The 17586-nt window shown below is 33.2% G+C and carries 20 protein-coding genes, 2 other RNA genes and 1 riboswitch; of the genes, 20 read left to right on the plus strand and 2 right to left on the minus strand.

The window, feature by feature from the left end; genetic code table 11:
* Window positions 1-3: 3 nt before the first annotated feature.
* Window positions 4-258, minus strand: a complete 255-nt coding sequence (locus AC3WVZ_RS06725) for a DUF3931 domain-containing protein (RefSeq protein ID WP_000369740.1) — start codon at window positions 256-258, stop codon at window positions 4-6.
* Window positions 259-330: 72 nt separating this feature from the next.
* Here AC3WVZ_RS06725 and AC3WVZ_RS06730 point away from each other — a divergent pair, with 72 nt between their 5' ends.
* The 5 genes from AC3WVZ_RS06730 to ssrS (AC3WVZ_RS06750) all read left to right on the plus strand — a co-directional run bounded on the left by AC3WVZ_RS06730 (window position 331) and on the right by ssrS (AC3WVZ_RS06750) (window position 2418).
* Window positions 331-798, plus strand: a complete 468-nt coding sequence (locus AC3WVZ_RS06730) for a GNAT family N-acetyltransferase (protein ID WP_000117689.1) — start codon at window positions 331-333, stop codon at window positions 796-798.
* 20 nt (window positions 799-818) lie between these two features.
* Window positions 819-1091, plus strand: coding sequence for a YpbS family protein (locus tag AC3WVZ_RS06735; protein WP_000451818.1), 273 nt, complete (start codon window positions 819-821; stop codon window positions 1089-1091).
* A gap of 2 nt (window positions 1092-1093) precedes the next feature.
* Window positions 1094-1927 carry a sulfurtransferase gene (locus AC3WVZ_RS06740; protein ID WP_000637556.1) on the plus strand — a complete coding sequence of 278 codons (834 nt, stop codon included), beginning with the start codon at window positions 1094-1096 and terminating at the stop codon, window positions 1925-1927.
* 116 nt (window positions 1928-2043) lie between these two features.
* A non-coding RNA gene (ssrS, locus tag AC3WVZ_RS06745) (6S RNA) lies at window positions 2044-2227 on the plus strand.
* A gap of 20 nt (window positions 2228-2247) precedes the next feature.
* A non-coding RNA gene (gene ssrS / locus AC3WVZ_RS06750) (6S RNA) lies at window positions 2248-2418 on the plus strand.
* A gap of 54 nt (window positions 2419-2472) precedes the next feature.
* On the opposite strand, the gene AC3WVZ_RS06755 is transcribed toward ssrS (AC3WVZ_RS06750), so the two are convergent.
* Window positions 2473-2922 (minus strand): hypothetical protein, encoded by a 450-nt coding sequence (locus tag AC3WVZ_RS06755; protein WP_001235523.1) that lies wholly within the window; start codon window positions 2920-2922, stop codon window positions 2473-2475.
* Window positions 2923-3005: 83 nt separating this feature from the next.
* On the opposite strand from AC3WVZ_RS06755, the gene AC3WVZ_RS06760 reads away from it, so the two are divergent.
* The 15 genes from AC3WVZ_RS06760 to AC3WVZ_RS06830 all read left to right on the plus strand — a co-directional run bounded on the left by AC3WVZ_RS06760 (window position 3006) and on the right by AC3WVZ_RS06830 (window position 17552).
* Entirely contained in the window at window positions 3006-3317 is a 312-nt protein-coding gene (locus AC3WVZ_RS06760; protein WP_000169030.1) for a hypothetical protein, read from the plus strand.
* Between the two features lie 3 nt (window positions 3318-3320).
* The gene (locus AC3WVZ_RS06765; protein WP_000084933.1) at window positions 3321-4559 is read left to right on the plus strand and encodes a glutathionylspermidine synthase family protein; all 1239 of its coding nucleotides are present in this window, start codon (window positions 3321-3323) and stop codon (window positions 4557-4559) included.
* Window positions 4552-4938: a DUF350 domain-containing protein gene (locus AC3WVZ_RS06770; RefSeq protein WP_000606868.1), complete on the plus strand. Its 387-nt coding sequence runs from the start codon at window positions 4552-4554 to the stop codon at window positions 4936-4938. The genes AC3WVZ_RS06765 and AC3WVZ_RS06770 overlap by 8 nt, the downstream gene beginning before the upstream one ends.
* Before the next feature lie 204 nt (window positions 4939-5142).
* A riboswitch (M-box (ykoK) riboswitch) is annotated at window positions 5143-5308 on the plus strand.
* A gap of 335 nt (window positions 5309-5643) precedes the next feature.
* Window positions 5644-6369 (plus strand): P-type ATPase actuator domain-containing protein, encoded by a 726-nt coding sequence (locus AC3WVZ_RS06775; protein WP_000964949.1) that lies wholly within the window; start codon window positions 5644-5646, stop codon window positions 6367-6369.
* 132 nt (window positions 6370-6501) lie between these two features.
* Window positions 6502-7368, plus strand: coding sequence for a 5'-3' exonuclease (locus AC3WVZ_RS06780; protein ID WP_000757073.1), 867 nt, complete (start codon window positions 6502-6504; stop codon window positions 7366-7368).
* A 357-nt stretch (window positions 7369-7725) separates the two neighbouring features.
* Window positions 7726-7866, plus strand: coding sequence for an FbpB family small basic protein (locus AC3WVZ_RS06785; RefSeq protein ID WP_167316532.1), 141 nt, complete (start codon window positions 7726-7728; stop codon window positions 7864-7866).
* 329 nt (window positions 7867-8195) lie between these two features.
* Window positions 8196-9389, plus strand: coding sequence for an acyltransferase family protein (locus AC3WVZ_RS06790; protein WP_000833042.1), 1194 nt, complete (start codon window positions 8196-8198; stop codon window positions 9387-9389).
* Window positions 9390-10133 (plus strand): YveK family protein, encoded by a 744-nt coding sequence (locus AC3WVZ_RS06795; protein WP_065382081.1) that lies wholly within the window; start codon window positions 9390-9392, stop codon window positions 10131-10133.
* Window positions 10120-10740: a CpsD/CapB family tyrosine-protein kinase gene (locus tag AC3WVZ_RS06800; RefSeq protein WP_233936210.1), complete on the plus strand. Its 621-nt coding sequence runs from the start codon at window positions 10120-10122 to the stop codon at window positions 10738-10740. Before AC3WVZ_RS06795 ends, AC3WVZ_RS06800 begins: the two co-directional genes overlap by 14 nt.
* Before the next feature lie 18 nt (window positions 10741-10758).
* Entirely contained in the window at window positions 10759-11397 is a 639-nt protein-coding gene (locus AC3WVZ_RS06805) for a sugar transferase (protein ID WP_000617653.1), read from the plus strand.
* A gap of 35 nt (window positions 11398-11432) precedes the next feature.
* Window positions 11433-12869, plus strand: coding sequence for an oligosaccharide flippase family protein (locus AC3WVZ_RS06810; RefSeq protein ID WP_000376138.1), 1437 nt, complete (start codon window positions 11433-11435; stop codon window positions 12867-12869).
* A gap of 3 nt (window positions 12870-12872) precedes the next feature.
* Entirely contained in the window at window positions 12873-14087 is a 1215-nt protein-coding gene (locus AC3WVZ_RS06815) for an O-antigen ligase family protein (protein WP_000429874.1), read from the plus strand.
* Window positions 14062-14862: a glycosyltransferase family 2 protein gene (locus AC3WVZ_RS06820; RefSeq protein WP_000237682.1), complete on the plus strand. Its 801-nt coding sequence runs from the start codon at window positions 14062-14064 to the stop codon at window positions 14860-14862. Before AC3WVZ_RS06815 ends, AC3WVZ_RS06820 begins: the two co-directional genes overlap by 26 nt.
* Complete coding sequence (locus AC3WVZ_RS06825) at window positions 14859-15911, plus strand: glycosyltransferase family 4 protein (protein WP_001023704.1); 1053 nt, start codon at window positions 14859-14861, stop codon at window positions 15909-15911. Before AC3WVZ_RS06820 ends, AC3WVZ_RS06825 begins: the two co-directional genes overlap by 4 nt.
* Window positions 15912-16004: 93 nt before the next feature.
* Window positions 16005-17552: a glycoside hydrolase family protein gene (locus AC3WVZ_RS06830; protein ID WP_233936212.1), complete on the plus strand. Its 1548-nt coding sequence runs from the start codon at window positions 16005-16007 to the stop codon at window positions 17550-17552.
* The last annotated feature ends 34 nt before the right edge of the window (window positions 17553-17586 follow it).

The raw sequence follows: 17586 nt of genomic DNA on the forward strand, positions 1-17586 counted from the left end.
TCGTTATGAGAAAAAGATTCGTTCAATTTTCTTTTGCAGTACAGTATCTAAAGATTTTACAAATCCAGCAAATTCATCGGTAGAAATCATATGAGTAAGAACGAGTCGTCTGCCATCTGGTGTTTCACCGCATAAGACGAATGAAGAAAATTCATATGTTTTGTTTTCAACTACTAATTTTGGATAGGAATACGTGTCGCTTTTCTTCTTCTTTCCATCAATAGAGATGACGTTGCATTTTTTCTCATTGTTGTCCATGGTGAATCCCTCCTTTCTATTACTTATGGTAGACAAGGAGGGTTTAGAACAATAGAGAAGGGGGAATTTTTTATGTCTGTTGTAATAGAACGTATTCCAAAAGAGGCTATACCGAAGTCTTTATTGCTACTTGCTGATCCAAGTGAACGGCAAATAGCTACATATGTACAAAGAGGATTAACATACGTAGCTAAGCAGGGGGGGAGCGTTATCGGTGTATATGTTCTTTTGGAAACAAGGCCAAAGACGATGGAAATCATGAATATTGCGGTTGCAGAGCATTTACAAGGAAAAGGGATTGGGAAGAAGCTATTAAGGCATGCTGTAGAAACTGCTAAAGGATATGGTATGTCAAAACTTGAAGTTGGTACAGGCAATTCTAGTGTTTCACAACTTGCTTTATATCAAAAATGTGGATTTCGTATTTTTTCTATTGATTTTGATTACTTTTCGAAGCATTATGAAGAAGAGATTATTGAAAATGGGATTGTATGTCGTGATATGATCCGGCTTGCAATGGAATTGAATAAAAACGTATAACTATTTAGGGGGAAGAGAAGATGGAAGTACATAAAGCAATTACAGCACATTCTCGTAAACAAAATGAAAGTGTAAAAGCATGTTTACAATTAGATGCACAGCGTGAAGCGGCTATTGAAGCTGCCGTATCTCTTGCGTCAAATGGGAAAGAATTTTCGGTTGATGTCATTAATGTTGTAACGAAGCAAATTAATGATCTTGCAAAAAATGGTGTTACCTTGCAGCGTAAATATGTTACAGAAGAAATGGTTATGGAGTATGTAAGTCGTTTGAAAGAGAAAGAAGGTCGTTAAAGATGATAGTTACAGTCGAATGGTTACGTGAGCATATAGAAGATGAGAATGTCCGTATAATCGATTGTCGTTTTGATTTAGCGAATCCTAATTGGGGTAGAGAAAAGTATGAAGAAGGACATATTCCTCATGCGTTATATTTTGATTTGAATTTAGATTTATCAAGTCCTATAGCAGAACATGGTGGCCGCCATCCTTTACCAAATATTGAGGAGTTTGCAGACAAGCTTTCGGAGGCTGGTATTGATGAGCATACGACAGTAATTGCGTATGACAGTCAAGCCGGTGCAAATGCTGCTCGTTTATGGTGGTTATGTAACTATGTAGGACATGAGAAAGTATATATATTAGATGGTGGTTTCCCCGCTTGGAAAGAGAATGGACTACCGACAACAGCGGAAATTCCTGTTGCTATACGAAAAACATTCAAAGCTAATATACAAGATCATATGCTTGTAACGATGGAAACGGTCAGAGAGAATATCCGTGCAGGTGCGGATGTTACATTAATTGATTCAAGAGAGCCGAAACGTTATGCTGGTGTAGAGGAACTTGTCGATCATAAAGCAGGACATATTCCAACAGCGGTAAACCATTTCTGGAAGGATGGAATGTTGCAATCAGGACAATTTAAGAATGAAGCTGGGCAACAAGAACGATTCCAAAATCTGTCGAAAGATAAGGAAACAATTGTATATTGTGGTTCTGGTGTTACGGCATGTCCAAATATCGTTGCATTAAAATTGGCTGGATTCCAAAATGTAAAATTGTATGCAGGTAGCTGGAGTGATTGGATTTCTTATCCAGAAAATCAAATTGCAAAAGAAGAAGATTAATCACTTGCATGCAAAAATAATTTGTATTAAAATAAGGTCACAAGCAAGAGATTGCTCGAAAAACTTTGTATTTTACACATTAGAAACAATGTGATAATATAACGACAAGTAAATAATGCATCCTGCGGTGTGCGTAACTTATTTATGTCTAAAACCGATGTTAGTTATACGGAAGCTCAATATTTAGCGACCATCATCAAGCCTTCCTTGTGGAGGAAGATGTACGGTAACTGTGAGGGCATCCACCTGCGAGTAGCGGGTTTTTGGACATTTACGAGGAGCGGCACGTGCGGGGGTCTTATTTCAACTAACCTTATATAAAATTCCTACGGTGTACGTAGCTTATGCATGTCTTAAACCAATAAGTTCAATATTTAAATGTAGCTAACATGCCATCTTTTTAAGAAGGAAGTTACAAACATTTGTGAGAGCATCCACCTGTGAGACCAGGTTTATGGACATCTAGAGAGAACGGCATATGTGGGGCTATATAAAAACCTTACGTTTTATACGTAAGGTTTTTTTGTTGCATAGATATATCAATATTATCTTGATTCACCTGTGAAGTTTCCGTAATAAATGTAGCACTTTCTGTCTTCATCAATCTCTCTTGAATCTAAGGAGAACTCCATAGACATGCCGTCTCGCTGAATATATATAATATCTGAATGAAGAGATGGTAAAATTTCTTCATAGTTCCATACATCTTGACTATCTACTATGTTTGAACTCGTTTCACTTAGTTCTCTAATTTCAAAACCGATGTAGGAGTATGTAGGGTCTGAAGGGTCATTTGCGAAAACTTCTTTTTGAATATAAATAACTGCTGTTCCGTCTGGATCAACCGAAGTTGCAGTAACAACATAAGTATTTTTCTCTTTAATAAAATATTCACAAGTCATGCGTGCGATAATTTCAGAATTAGAAATATTGGCGTAGTTCCATAAAGCAGGATACCCTTTCGTTTCATCATTAAGTCGATATTCTAAGCGCATTTAATCCCTCTTCTTCCTTTTTCTTCTACTTTATCATGCCATCCTATATAATAGGAATAGAATTTAAAAAGGGGAGTGCGAAGGTGACAAAAACGAAATGGCTAGTAGGTGGTGTCGTAACGTCTTTAATGACTGGCACTTTATTTGGTTGCGCACAAGATCTTCCCCCAAAACCAAATGATAATAGTTGTTCTGATTGGGATTGGGATGATGAACTTGGGGTATGGCAGTGTGATGATAGTAGTTCAGGTTATCGTGGGCATTATTTCTATGGTGGGCGATACTATCAAAATAAATCCACTTTTAAAAATTCATCGGCGTTTAAATCGTATCAATCGTCTGCTGAATTTAAAGGTGGAATTGGAAGCGGTTCAAAGGGAGGATTTGGGGGCTAAAATATGTCGCAATACATAAGGGATCGAAAAGAATTTTATTTGAAATATCCGGATTTTTGGTCGGATTTATATGAATGTGAGTATAGTTTGTTTCATGTTTTTTCTATAACAAATCAGACTTTGGACCAATTACACTTAGCGACTGAACGAATGGGGAAAATATTTTTTAAGACTGCTAGACTGCTGCGTAATTTAAGTGACGAACAGCTTCTAGATCTTGGCTTTCCATCCGCGAGTTTATCTTTCATTAGAATGAAAGGGCTCTATCCTGAATCTGTAATTTCGCGATTTGATTTTGCTGTAACAGAGGATAACAAAATCAAAATGCTTGAGTTTAATAGTGATACACCAACTTTTATTGTGGAATGTTTTCAAATGAATGGGAAAGTATGTGGAAATCTAGGCTATGATGATCCAAACTCGGATCAAGAACGATTGCTATCTTCTGGTGTAACGAAAGCAGTAATGGAAGCGACAAAGGGATTAGATAATCCAAATGTTGTTTTTACAGCACATCATGAACATATCGAGGATTGGAATACCACTATGTATTTAAGTCAGCTATGCCATGTTGAAAATAAAGTAGTGCCAATGTCAGAACTTAGAATTACAAAGGATGCTCTAGTCGATAAAGATGGGGCGAAGATTGATGTTTTATATCGCCAAACATATCCGATAGAAGATTTAATTGAGGATCAAGATCCTGAAACAGGAGATTTGGTAGGTGTGGAACTGTTACAACTTGTAAAAGCCGGAAAGCTTTTTATAATAAATCCTTTGTCAGCATTTTTACTTCAGCCAAAATCAATTCAGTGTCTTATTTGGGGGTTAGCAGAAGAAGAGGCCTTTTATACAAATGAGGAACAACAGTGGATTAAAGAATATATGTTACCTACATATTTAGAACCAGATTTATTTTTAGGAAAAGGTTCTTTCGTTCAAAAACCTTCATTTGGGAGAGAAGGAGATACAATTACGATTCGCGATAAAGACGAAAATATTATGCTTCAAAATGCACACCAAACATATAAAGCGTCACTGCCGATATTTCAAAAGTATATCGAACTGCCAGTCGTATCCTTGGAAACAGAAAAAGGGATCGAGAAACTGTCATATGTGTTTGGTTCGTTTTTAATTGCTGGAAAAGCGAGTAGTATCGGTATTCGTGCGGGAGAAAAGATTACAGGAAATGAATCGTACTATTTACCGGTAGGTATAAAAAGGAGGGGAAAAAATGATTAATTTTTTATTATATTTAGTAGTAACACTCGGCCTTTTATGTATAGGTCTGTTCTTGATGGAAGTGACAACGAAAGTAAAGGAATTTAAGTTAATGGCTCAAGGAAATAAGGCGGTAAGCTATGTGCTTGGAGGACGATTACTTGGGTTAGCTGTTGTTTTATATTCGACAGCAGCTAATTCAATTTCACTTCTTGATATGATTTCGTGGGGAGCAGTTGGGATTTTGGCTCAAATTATCGTCTTTTATTTAGCTGAGTGGCTTACACCACGCTTTAATATAAACAAAAGTCTCGAAGAAGATAATCAAGCAGTCGGTCTTTTTCTTATGTTTTTATCAATTTCAATTGGGATTGTAATTGCTGGTTGTATAACTTATTAAAAACTTTACGTTTAAACGTAAAGTTTTTTATTTTATTCCGTAAAAGCCCGATTGGTGAGGGCTAATAATCAGTGGGGGATGAACAAAACCCCCACTGATTAAAGTTACACTTTATATACGTTAGTTTGCCATACCTTTTGAAAAAATTGTAGGCTACGGTTGACATCTATTTTAAATAAGAGTAACATTTTCAATGTAATGAAAATAAGTCTCTGTTAGGTGAGGCTCCTGTATAGAGAAATGCTACTGCCCAAAAATGTCGAGAGACGCCAATGGGTCAACAGGAATGATCGAATTAAGGTTTTTCTTAACGTAGCTGGTAATGTACCTATGCTATACAGTGCTAAAACTCGGTGAGGGAGAGGTCCGTAGATTTCTAATTATATTAGAAATCGTTTATTTGTGTATGTAATGGCCGCTACTCTCTTAAGGGTAGGGGTCTTTTTTGTTACCAAGCTATGAGTAATTTCATAGTATAAACTATAAAATTAAACGAGGAGGTGAGGAGCATGTCAAATTCTGACTCGGTTCCGTTACCCATATACTTCAAATCAAAAATATATGATGTAGGCAGGAAACGATTTGTTCCTCCCTCTATATTTATCACAATGTAGCGTTTATAAAACGCGAGAAACTTTCACAGTAAAGTGGATAAATTGAGAAACAAAGCGTTTCTTCCTATGTTGTAAAGGAGGAGACGATAATATGTTATATGCAAACAAAACTGTGGGTAACACGTCATATAAACTAAGTAAAAAATCAATAAAAGAACAAACAATGCTCCAAAAAAATAAAGATTTATTAATTGAAATTGCAACAAGAGATGTCAAATCTGTATTTGCATATTTTAAAACAACAAGAGACGGACTATCAATGAAAGAGGCACAAAAACGTATTCAAGTATATGGCCGAAATGAACTAACTTCAAAAAGAGCACTTCTCGCAGAAGTCATGATGAAGCTTGGTGGCATGATTCCAGGTTTTTCAAAACAACGTGTGTGTGATGAATTACAACGTGAAACGATTACTGTATCTAGAGTAGAATGTTCTAGTAGTACAGGGCTAAATAGTGAACTGAAAATGATGGAGATACCAGTGCAAGAACTTGTACCTGGAGATATGATTTTTCTTTCGGCTGGAGATGCTGTGCCAGCTGATGTACGTATTATTTATGCAGATGATTTATTAGTGAATGAGTCTGTGTTAACGGGAAACGAAGCGAATATAGAGAAGTTTGAGAGCTGCTATCACCTTGAACGTAAACGATTTATTCCATTAAAACGGATGAAAGATTATAATCCACTTGAGCTTGAAAATGTATGTTTTAAAGGTTCGCATATCGTTAGTGGAAATGCAAAAGCTATCGTTGTTTCTACTGGAAAAAATACGTATTCAGGCATATTGCATACTTGTTGTAGTAGAACGTCTTAATGTGTTAATGGTGCTAAATATACAAAAACAATGTATAATAGACAAAGTTGAGCAAAAACGTAGAATGGTAATCTATTTATATAACCTTACGTGATAACGTGAGGTTATTATTTTTTTAATAGGAGAGGAATTATGAAAAAAGTATTATTAGTTGATGGTATGGCACTATTATTTCGTGCTTTTTACGCAACAAGTGTCTACGGACAATTTATGAAACGACAAGATGGAACCCCTACGAACGGGATTCATGGTTATATGAAACACTTGTTAACAGCTACGCAAGCGATCGAACCAACACATATCGTTACATGCTGGGATATGGGAAGTACGACATTTAGAACAGAATCGTTCTCGAATTATAAAGCAAATCGTGCAGCGCCACCAGAAGAATTAATTCCTCAATTTGATTTAGTGCAAGAAATGACTGCGAAATTATCCATTCCAGTTATCGGTATGAAAGGCTACGAAGCGGACGATTGTATCGGTACGCTTGCAAAACAATACTGCAATGAAGCTGAAGTTTATATTTTAACTGGTGATACAGATTTACTTCAACTTGTTGATAAGAACGTTACAGTTATGCTTCTGCGTAAAGGAATTGGAAATTACGAATATTACACACCGGAGAGAATCATGGAAGAAAAAGGTGTAGAGCCGTGGCAAATCGTCCATGCAAAAGCTTTCATGGGAGATACAAGTGATAATTATCCAGGTGTAAAAGGTATCGGTGAAAAAACAGCGTATAAGCTTATTCAAGAGCACGGAACAGTATCCGCTGTACTAGAAAATGTAGAATCATTAACAAAAGCGCAGCGTACGAAGATTGAAAGTGATTTAGAGAACTTAAATATTTCGTTGCAATTAGCACAAATTCACTGTGAAGTTCCAATTTCATGTTTACTAGAAGAGGGATTACACACAATGGATGAAGAAAAACTTAGATTTGTTTGTGAAGAAATGAATTGGGGAAGACCTGAAATATTAATAAATATGCTATAAATAGTTTGGAAAGAGGGATGTTGCATAAGTCGAACTTTGACTTGGTGACACCTTCTTTTTGTTTTTGTAAACAGTATGATAGTAAATAAAATTATGTCGAACTCAATTTTAAATATATAAATGTTTCGACAAGATATAATGATAAAAGTTGATGAAAATAGTAATTTTTATAATGAAGTGAATTAATTTCAACATAGTTTTAGAGAGTCTTTTTTTTTCGTGTTCACAAAGTTGTCAGAAAATAAACGGAATTTTCATATGAAGTTCAAATAGAATTCACAACAATCAATTATTATAAGGACACACAGATAATTCTTTATCTTTTATATAAACCATCCCCCAAGGAGGACAATGAAAATGAGAAAAAAAGTGAGAAAATCTTTTAAACAATTATTAATTGAAAATAAACAATTACTATTAAATAATAAAGAAAATATGAAAGAAATTGAAGAGAGAATTGAGAAACGACATGTAGCATATAGTGGTGCTAGTAATTAAATAAAATAAAAAAGATAGCCTATGCAGGCTATCTTTTTTATTTTATATTGAAAAAACGCTATTCATCTCTTTAATTTATGTAAATTTGCAAGATATTTTTATAGCGTTTTTCTATCAATATTACTCATTTTTCGAGGTTGAAATTGGTATATACCAATTTTTGAGATTCGCTATTCATAATATTACAAAAAATGTTACAATACACTCAAATTTATACTATAAAATCATTTTAATATGAAAAATTGGAATGAAAAGAAAGGAGAGGAATATGAATAAAGATGTCGCTTTGAAATGATTATTATCATTTCATTAGGAGTTGATGTAAAAAGATGAAGAGATACGAGGAATTGGATTCTATAAGAGGGATTTCTTCATTAATAGTAATGATCGGTCATCATTTAATGATTTTTTCAGCATTTCAAAATTACAGTTATGAAGATAATAAACCATTTGTTGTGTATCTATTAAAAGAAACGCCTGCTCGTCTAATTTTTAGTAGTGGTAATGAATCTGTTATTATCTTTTTTGTTTTGAGCGGATTTGTTTTGTATGAATCTATTCAAAAAACCTATAGTAGTTATGGATCATACCTTTTAAAACGTATATGCAGAATATACATTCCCTATATTGTAGCACTAATTATAGCTATTATATGCCAGACTACAATTAGTGGATATGGTATTTCTTATTTAAGTGAATGGTTTAATCGCTCGTGGACGATTGAAAGTTCTTCAAGTTTAATAGCGCAACATATTTTATTGGTTGGGAAATATAATACAGATGCATATAACGGTGTGATTTGGTCACTTGTCCATGAAATGCGAATATCAATAATTTTTCCGCTAATTTTGATGATTTGCTTACGAAAAACGTTGAGGTGTTCATTACTATTATTGTTTAGTTTTAGTATATGTTCTGTCGTAATATTATTTTTGTTTCGCTCGGGCTTAACATTAACAAGCTATGCATTAACATTGCATTATACGGTGCTGTTTTTACTAGGGGCACTAATTGCGAAGTATAAAAATAAATTAATAGTTTTTTATAGTAATTGTACTAAAAACACGAAAATTGCATGGTTTTTATTTGCGATTTTACTTTTTATGTACGAAGGACTTATTGGAGAAATGAAAGTGCTCAATAATTTCATATTTCGAGACTACGTAGTGGCGATAAGTGCAAGTCTATTTGTCATATTAAGCTTGTCAATATCAACTTTGTCGTCCTTGCTACGCAATAAATACTTGTTATATTTGGGGAAGATTTCTTACAGTCTTTATTTATACCATATTATATCGTTGTTTTCCCTTATATACATGCTCCATGAAATATTACCGTTGCCTATTATTTTAATTTTTTCACTTGTTTTTTCGTTTATACTTGCAATACTTTCGTATATATATGTAGAAAAATTTGCATTCAGAGTCGGAAAGTATGTAACAAAACAAGTGGATAGAAAGAAGAGAGGGGTATCTGTAAAGAGTGACTTGCAGGATGTTATTCAGAAAAGGGCGGTGAAATAATTGAAGCAAGAAATGAGTATAAAAGATTTTCAACAATTATTGAAAAGAAGATTCGTAACGATTATTTTAACGATGTGTTGTTTAACCGCTTCTTTAGTTCTTATCTCTATGTATGTTTTAAAGCCGTCATATCAATATTCAATGCAAATTCTTGTTGGGAATTTAGATGAGTTTAATAAGGAAAATTCAACAAATAAAACACAAGAAAATAAGCAGCTAGTAACATCGTATGTTGATATTTTAAAAAGCCCATTAATTATTTCAACAGTCAAAAAAACTTTGGGATTAGAGCAATCAAGTTATGAATTAGCACAAAAAATTTCGGTGGTGAATATGGACAACTCACAAATTGTAACTGTTACAGTAAAAGATTCCAATCCGAAAGTCGTGAAAGACATTGTAAAGACATTGGCAGAGCAATCACAACAAAGTTTTCAACAGTACACAAATGTACAAGGTGTGAAAGTGTTGACGGATCCTGAGTTACAGGAACAGGCTGAAAAATTGTTTCCAAAATTTCAACTGATCATTCCTATTTCCTTAATTGTTAGTTTTTTTGTTGGGATAGGTTTAGCTGTATTTCGAGATTATTTTGATGAACGTATATACACGGAACAAGATTTAGAGAAAATAACAACAGTCTCTGTTATTGGTCACATAAATATGAAATCGAATAGAAAAAAGAAACCTACAGAGGTTGATAAACAATCATCTATATATCGAGGTGAACATGTCGATGTTTAGGACAAAGAAACAGCTGCCATTCGATCTGCATGATGATCTGATGAAAGAGCAGTTTTATACGGTGTATCACGATCTGGAAAAAACTGGAAAACAACTGTTCACAGTTAGTTCAACGAAGGACAGAGGGGTTGTTGCCTCGCTTATAGTAAATATGGGTCTAGTGTTTGCGGAAATGAAGAAAAAGGTGTTACTTATTGATGTGAATTTTTCTGACCCTAAATTAAATGTATTATTACAAAGTGATCACATGATAACAGTAAACGATATAATAAGCTCTTCCCCCTACAATTATGAATCTTTTTCTAGTAATTTGTCTAAATACTTATATTGTATTCCTGCAAAAAAAACAGTACACACAGGGACGCCCTTAGTTGCTATGGATGAATTTGATAATGCGATTGCTAAGTGGAAAGAAGATTTTGATTACATTTTCTTTTATTCTTCTGAAGTATTTGAACTTCCTGCTACGCACATTATTGCAGAGAAATGCGATGGAGTGGTCTTAGCAGTTAAAAAGCGAAAAGATTCACTACGTACAGTGCAAAAAGTAATAGAGGATATAAATAGGAAAGAATGTGAATTAATAGGTATAATTTTATATTCTTGAATGTGGGGGTAACGATCCATGATTCGTGAAACAAATCAAGCCAAGTTGTATACGATTCCGGCTCAAGAAAAGCCTAGCATATTGAATCGAAGTGTAAAACGCTTGTTTGATATTATATTTTCACTCATATTGTTACTATTAACGATACCAATTATGTTGTTCTTTTGTATTATGATTACTTTAGAAACATCAGGGGCTCCAATTTACTTTCAAGAACGTTTAGGTATAAACGGGAAGAAGTTTAATGTATTTAAATTAAGATCAATGGTAAAGGATGCTGAAATAAATGGCCCACAATGGGCAAAAGAACATGATTCAAGAATTACAAAAGTTGGATTGTTTATAAGAAAAACGAGAATTGATGAATTACCACAACTTTTAAATATTTTAAGAGGAGATATGTCTTTTGTAGGTCCTAGACCAGAGAGAGAGTTTTTTTATAATGAATTTGATGCGTATATTCCAGAATTTAAGGAACGTTTAATAGTAAAACCAGGATTAACAGGATGGGCACAAATAAATGGAGGGTATAATCTTGATCCAAAGGAAAAGTTGAGGCTTGACATGGAGTATATTGAAATGAAAACATTTCGGATGGACATCCGTATTTTATGTAAAACCGTTTTAATTGTATTGAACGGTAATGGTGCAAGATAAATATGTAAGTAGGTTACTTGCAAAGGAGAACTTGTATGGATAGATCTATTCTAAACAATATTATCCATCTATTTTATAGTACAATTTTAGCTAACCTTCTTCAGGCCGTCAGTTTAATTGTTTTAGCAAACTTTTTTAACGCACAACATTATGGGATGTTTAGTGTTGCCATAGCAGTGACGTTTGTTATGTTATTCTTTACAGACTTAGGACTTAGTAATACGTTTCTTCGAGAAGGGGCAAAGGATGGAGCAGATTTAGAGCAGATTTTATCATCGTATATAAAAATAAGGATGATTCTACTTATTTTTATTTCTATCATCGGTTATATTGCTATTCATTATATGTATGCGGATAAAAATTTAATTTATATGATGATAAACGTAATGTTTTTCATGTTAATAGGATTAACTTGGCAAAACATAGGGATTGCCTATTTTCAACTGACGGAACGTATGAAGTATATAGCGCTCATAAAAGTTGTATCAGCATCAGTTGTCATTATAATTACATGTTTTTGTATTTTCGGAGAGTTACCGGTGTATGTAACAGCTCGCTTATATGCTTTTGGGTATATGATCGGTGGTTTATTCAGTATATATATCATGAGAAAAAAGACGAAAATGAATATGAAAGTCGTAATTCATAAAGCGTTATTTTGGCAATTAACTCCCTTTATTATTAGCGGTTTTTTAATAATGAGTACGCCACAATTAGCACCTATCTTGCTTAACTATACATTGCCATTAAGTATGGTAGGTGTTTTTGCTGTGGCGTACCGGATGCCGGCAGCTTTATATCAAGTACCAGGGGTAATTGCAGGTGCATTTTTTCCAGTGCTCTTTAAGCATTATAACCAGAATAATATAGAAGAGCATACGAAATTAAATTTACTTCAAATTAAATCAATGGCGATTGTAGGAATATGTATGACGATCGGTTTATATCATTTAGCACCATACTTTATTTCTATATTTTTTCATGAAGAATGGAGCAATGCAGTAGAGCCACTCCAAATATTATCATTTCTTATTGTGCTACAAAGTTTAAATATTGCCATTGCTGACGGTTTAACGACGAGTGGATGTCAAAATAAGAGAACTGTTGTGCAGTGTGTAGCATTGGTGATAGGTGGGGTTATGCTGTATAGCTTTAGTAGTCTTGGTGGAGTGATAGGAGCGGCATACGCTATGGTTTTATTTGAAATAGTCGCTTTAGTGGGATATATAGCAGTGAGTGTAGTGAAGAAAAAAATTGTATTCCAAATTGTAATACCGTATACAATTTATTTTGGTGTAACCTTTATTGGAGTGCAATATATATTGCATACATATCATTTAATTGCGCTTGTTCTTAATATACTAATTGTACTAGCTGCCATATTCCTATATGATTATGAGCTAAAAAAACTTCTTCTTTCTTTTATAAGAAAAATACGCAAAAAGGATTATATTACGAAACAGGGGATATAGCCTATGGAAAATAATATGAAAGTATCGATGGGATGGATTATTCTTCTAATATTATTTGTTATGTTAAGTAAATACAATTTATATATTGGATTTTCATTGAAGATATATATGATTTTTTTAGTCATATATTTTTGTTTAACAATTAAAGACTTTCATATTCAAAAATTATATTTTCATGAAGTTATATTTTTACTGTTTTATTTCATTTATTGTTTAAGTGGAATTCTTTCTATGTATTTAAATGCTAGTATTCGTATGATTTTTGGCGTGCTACTCGTTTTAGGATGCTATTTTATAATGAGGAATTTATTGGGGAATACTGAAATAGTGGTACTTGAATCATCTATTGCTTATGTAGGAGTAGTATTTAATGTTGTAAGTCTAATACTCTATATAATCGGTTTACAATACTTTAGTTTATACGGTGGAGAAGAGAGAGAAATTTTTGCTGGTTTATTAGTGGATAGAGGATATCCACGGTTAATTGGATTGCTAGATGATCCTAACATCTTTATTTTCTATAATACAATATTTTTTATGTACTATATGACGAATTTACAAAATATCACTAACATTCTAGGGTTAATTTTATGTGTTACGACGAGTTTATTAACTTTTTCAAGGGGTGGTATACTAGCGCTTGTGCTTGTCGTTTTTGTATATATATGTATGTCTAGTTTCGCTAAAAAAATAAAAATAATTATAAGTTTAGTATTGTTTAGTGTAGTTATTTTTAGTTTATCGAATAGTGTAATGGGGGGGCAATTAGATGACATATTAAATAAACGAATTTCTGATTTTTCCCATGATAATGGAAGTGGTAGATTTACATTATGGGAAGCTGCTTTTAAATATTATTTATCCAATCCATATATCGGAATCGGTGCTTTTAACTTTTCGAATTATTATGAGTATCAATTTAATGAAAAATTATATGTACACAATACATTTTTAGAAATCTTGTCTGAATCGGGTACAATTGGTTTTCTTCTATATAGCGCGTTTTTATTCATATTAATGTTCAAGCTAGCGCAGCATACTTTGTTTCGTGAAAAACCATATCTTCTATTGACTATGATTGCATTTATATTTCAGATGATGTCATTGTCACTCATTATTAACGAAGCCTTCTTTTTATTTTTAGCAGTTGTTGTGAAGTATATTTCAATATATGAAGGAAGGGGAAAGATAGATGGTAAAATGTCTATCAGCACATAACGAGCCGCCTTATGTTTCTGTAATAACACCTTCTTATAATAGTATACGATTTATAGGTGAGACAATTTTATCTGTACAGAATCAATCGTATGAAAACTGGGAAATGCTTATCGTTGATGACGGTTCAACCGACCAATCTGCCACAAAAATTAAAGATATAATAGAAGGAGACTCACGTATTAGGTTATTATCATTAAAACAAAATGTTGGTGCTGCTAAAGCTCGGAATTTAGCGATCCAAGAGGCGAGAGGAAGGTACATTGCCTTTTTAGATAGCGATGATATATGGTTGCCGCATAAATTGAAGACACAATTGTTATTTATGGAAGAAATGAATATTGCTTTTTCATATGCGTCGTATAGTTTAATTGATGAAAACGGTAATGAATTAAATCGTGAAGTGAGTGCACCAAAATCTGTCGACTATCATTATTTAGTAGGAAATACAATTATCGGTTGTTTAACAGTGATGATTGATCGTGAAAAAATTCCATATGTCGAAATGCCTAGTATACAGCCGGAAGATACAGCGTTATGGCTGAACTTATTACATGAAGGGTATGAAGCAAAAGGGATACAGCAAGTGTTAGCAAAATATAGAATTGTTACAAATTCTGTTTCTAGAAATAAAATTAGAGCAGCTTTCCGGTATTGGAAATTGTTAAGGGAACAAGAACGACTGAATTCGGTGCAAATTTTTTACTATTTTAGTAAGTATGCTTATCATGCTTATAAAAAAAATAAAATCAATGTAGTTGGGAAGACGCAATTATGAATATACTGTTGATGACAGATAAATTGATAACTGGCGGAGCCGAGAGCTATTTTTGTAAATTGGAAAGTAATTTGCGTTATGATGATTTTAAGATTTATACAGCTGCAGGTGATGGAGAACTATATGAATCTCTTACTAGAAAAGAAAATTTTATATTACTTAGTCGATGGAATCATTTGAGAAATATTTATTATTTACGAAACGAAATTTGTAAACGAAAGATAGAGCTTATTCATGCAAATAGTTTGCGAATGGTATTATATGCTTTTCTAATTCAAAAGTTTATTAAAAAAAAGATGAAAATTGTTTATACGAAACATAATGTAACGATATTAGAAAAGAAAATGCCAACGCTTTTTCGTTATTTCATGAATAAATATGTGAACAATATTATTACAGTAAGTGAGTTTGAGAAGAATAATTTAATTTCAATTCATGTAGCAGAAGAAAAAATAAATACAATTTATAACGGTGTCGATATTGAAAAGTTTTTATTCCAGCAGAAAAAGAAAGAATCTACATATAAAATAGGGATATTAGCTAGATTATCCAAAGAGAAAAACCATCAACTATTTGTCAAAATTGCAAATGTGTTGAAAAAGAGAAATGATTTTATGTTTTATATTGCTGGTGATGGACCAGAGAAAGAATCGATTATGAAAGAAATAGAAAAATATGGATTACAGCAAAGGGTGAAGATGCTAGGGAATATTTCAGAGCCGCATGAGTTTATAGGGAATATGGATGCTTTACTTTTATTATCTTTTCGTGAAGTGTTTCCAATGGTAGTAATTGAAGCGATGGCTACAGGGACACCAATTGTTTCAATAGATGTTGGTGGAATACATGAAGCGGTAATAGATGGAGAATCAGGTGTTTTAATATCTGAATATTGCGAATCTGAATTCGCAAGTGCACTTGAAGAACTACAAGGGGATGAACAAAGGGTAAATGATATTAGATTGAAAGCACGAGAGAAAGCAGTGAGGTATTTCTCGTTAGCTAAAATGATAGAAGAAACGAAAAATATATATGAGTTAAACAAATGACCGGGTAGGTCGTTTGTTTTTTTAATTATAGAAACTTTTAAGAGAGAACTCACATATTATATGAAAAAAGGTAATATGAGGAGTGAATTTATTTTGTCAGAATATATTTCTTCCCAAGAAGATTGTGCGCCAGAAAGTAGCGTTCACATTGATTGTTTTGGCGCAGTTCCAAACTCGGGAAATGATAGCTCATTAGCAATTCAGCAAGCTATTGATTATTGTGTAGCGAATCGAATTTCGACGGTTAGAATTACAGGGGTAAATACGTACAAAATTGTAAAGCCGATTGTTATTAAATCAAACGTAAGATTAGAGTTAGATCCTACCGTAACGCTGCAAATTGATGGGGATTTTAATGCATTTGAGCTACAAAGTAACGCTTCGATAGTTGGTGGTACTATTCAAGTTATAAATTCGTTGTTTCAATCGGCTGTCATTTATGTTTCTGGTTCACAACAAATCGAAGTACCTAATCAATCTGTTATATCAAATATAAATATAATAAATACAACTCCATCGTATAAAGGAAAAGCTATACATTTTTATTGTCAAAAGGCATGGGATTATATTAGTTTCTTTCAAGTTAAATTTATTCAAATTAAAAACTTTCAAACTGCAATATATTTGAAAACAGAGTATATAGATGATATCAATACACCTTGCTGGATTAATGCCAATGTATTTCAATCAATATTTATTGATGGATGTGTGTATGGGATTGAAGTAGATGGAAATAGTGATTTGCCAAATGAAAGTTCAGGAAATACATTTCATGATATTCAAGTGCAATGTAGACAACAAACGAAAAAAGCAATTCGTTGCTCAGGTGCGTATAATATATTTGATTGTATGATTTGGGATACGTACCGGATGAGTAGTGAACAAATTGTCATTGAATTTTCTTCTAATTCGCATCGTAACTACCTTTTTTCAAATTTACTTTCTACAACTATTGTAGATAAAGGACGATACAATGTTTGTAAGTCTACCTATGAAGAATCTCTTCGAATTCAGTTACCGATTACGTTAAATAAACCACATTTAATAGGGAATCAAGATGATATTTTAGTAAATGCTCAGCAGAAGTATACGATTAAGCAAGTAAGTGGGAAAGTGCCTTACGGGGGGAATCTCGCAAATTGCTTTAATTTAATAGATGAACAAAGTGTAAACTATATTGACGTTTCAGATAGTAATCCAGTTGTAATTGAACTGGATTTTACGAAAAAACCAATACAAATGTTAAATTGCTTTGGAATGTATTGTGGGTGGGGAGAGAGCCCAAAGAAAATTAAAATTGAATATGCATTAAGCGCAACTGGAAGTTGGGTTATCGCGTTGGATGTTCCATTAAATGTTGGCGATACAATTATATCGAATATGAAGGCGAGTCAGTTATATAAAGTTAGAATTACATTAAGTGGTTATTCTCAAGATCATAAGCGTTTTCGAATTAATCGTATTTTTGCAAGGTCTTCTATGGAAAATGGGAACGCTTGGTTAGCGACAACTGGCGGAAGAATGTTTGGAGATATTGAAATAGAGGCAAGTAAAGGTATAATCATGAAGACTGCTAGTGGAGTGAAATGGAAAGTTACTATTAATGAAGCTGGCCAACTTATTACGACTAAGATAACTTGAGATGTTGTTTAATTGTATATCCTTGGACGAGTTA

The sequence above is a fragment of the Bacillus sp. CPT56D-587-MTF genome (assembly GCF_058792335.1).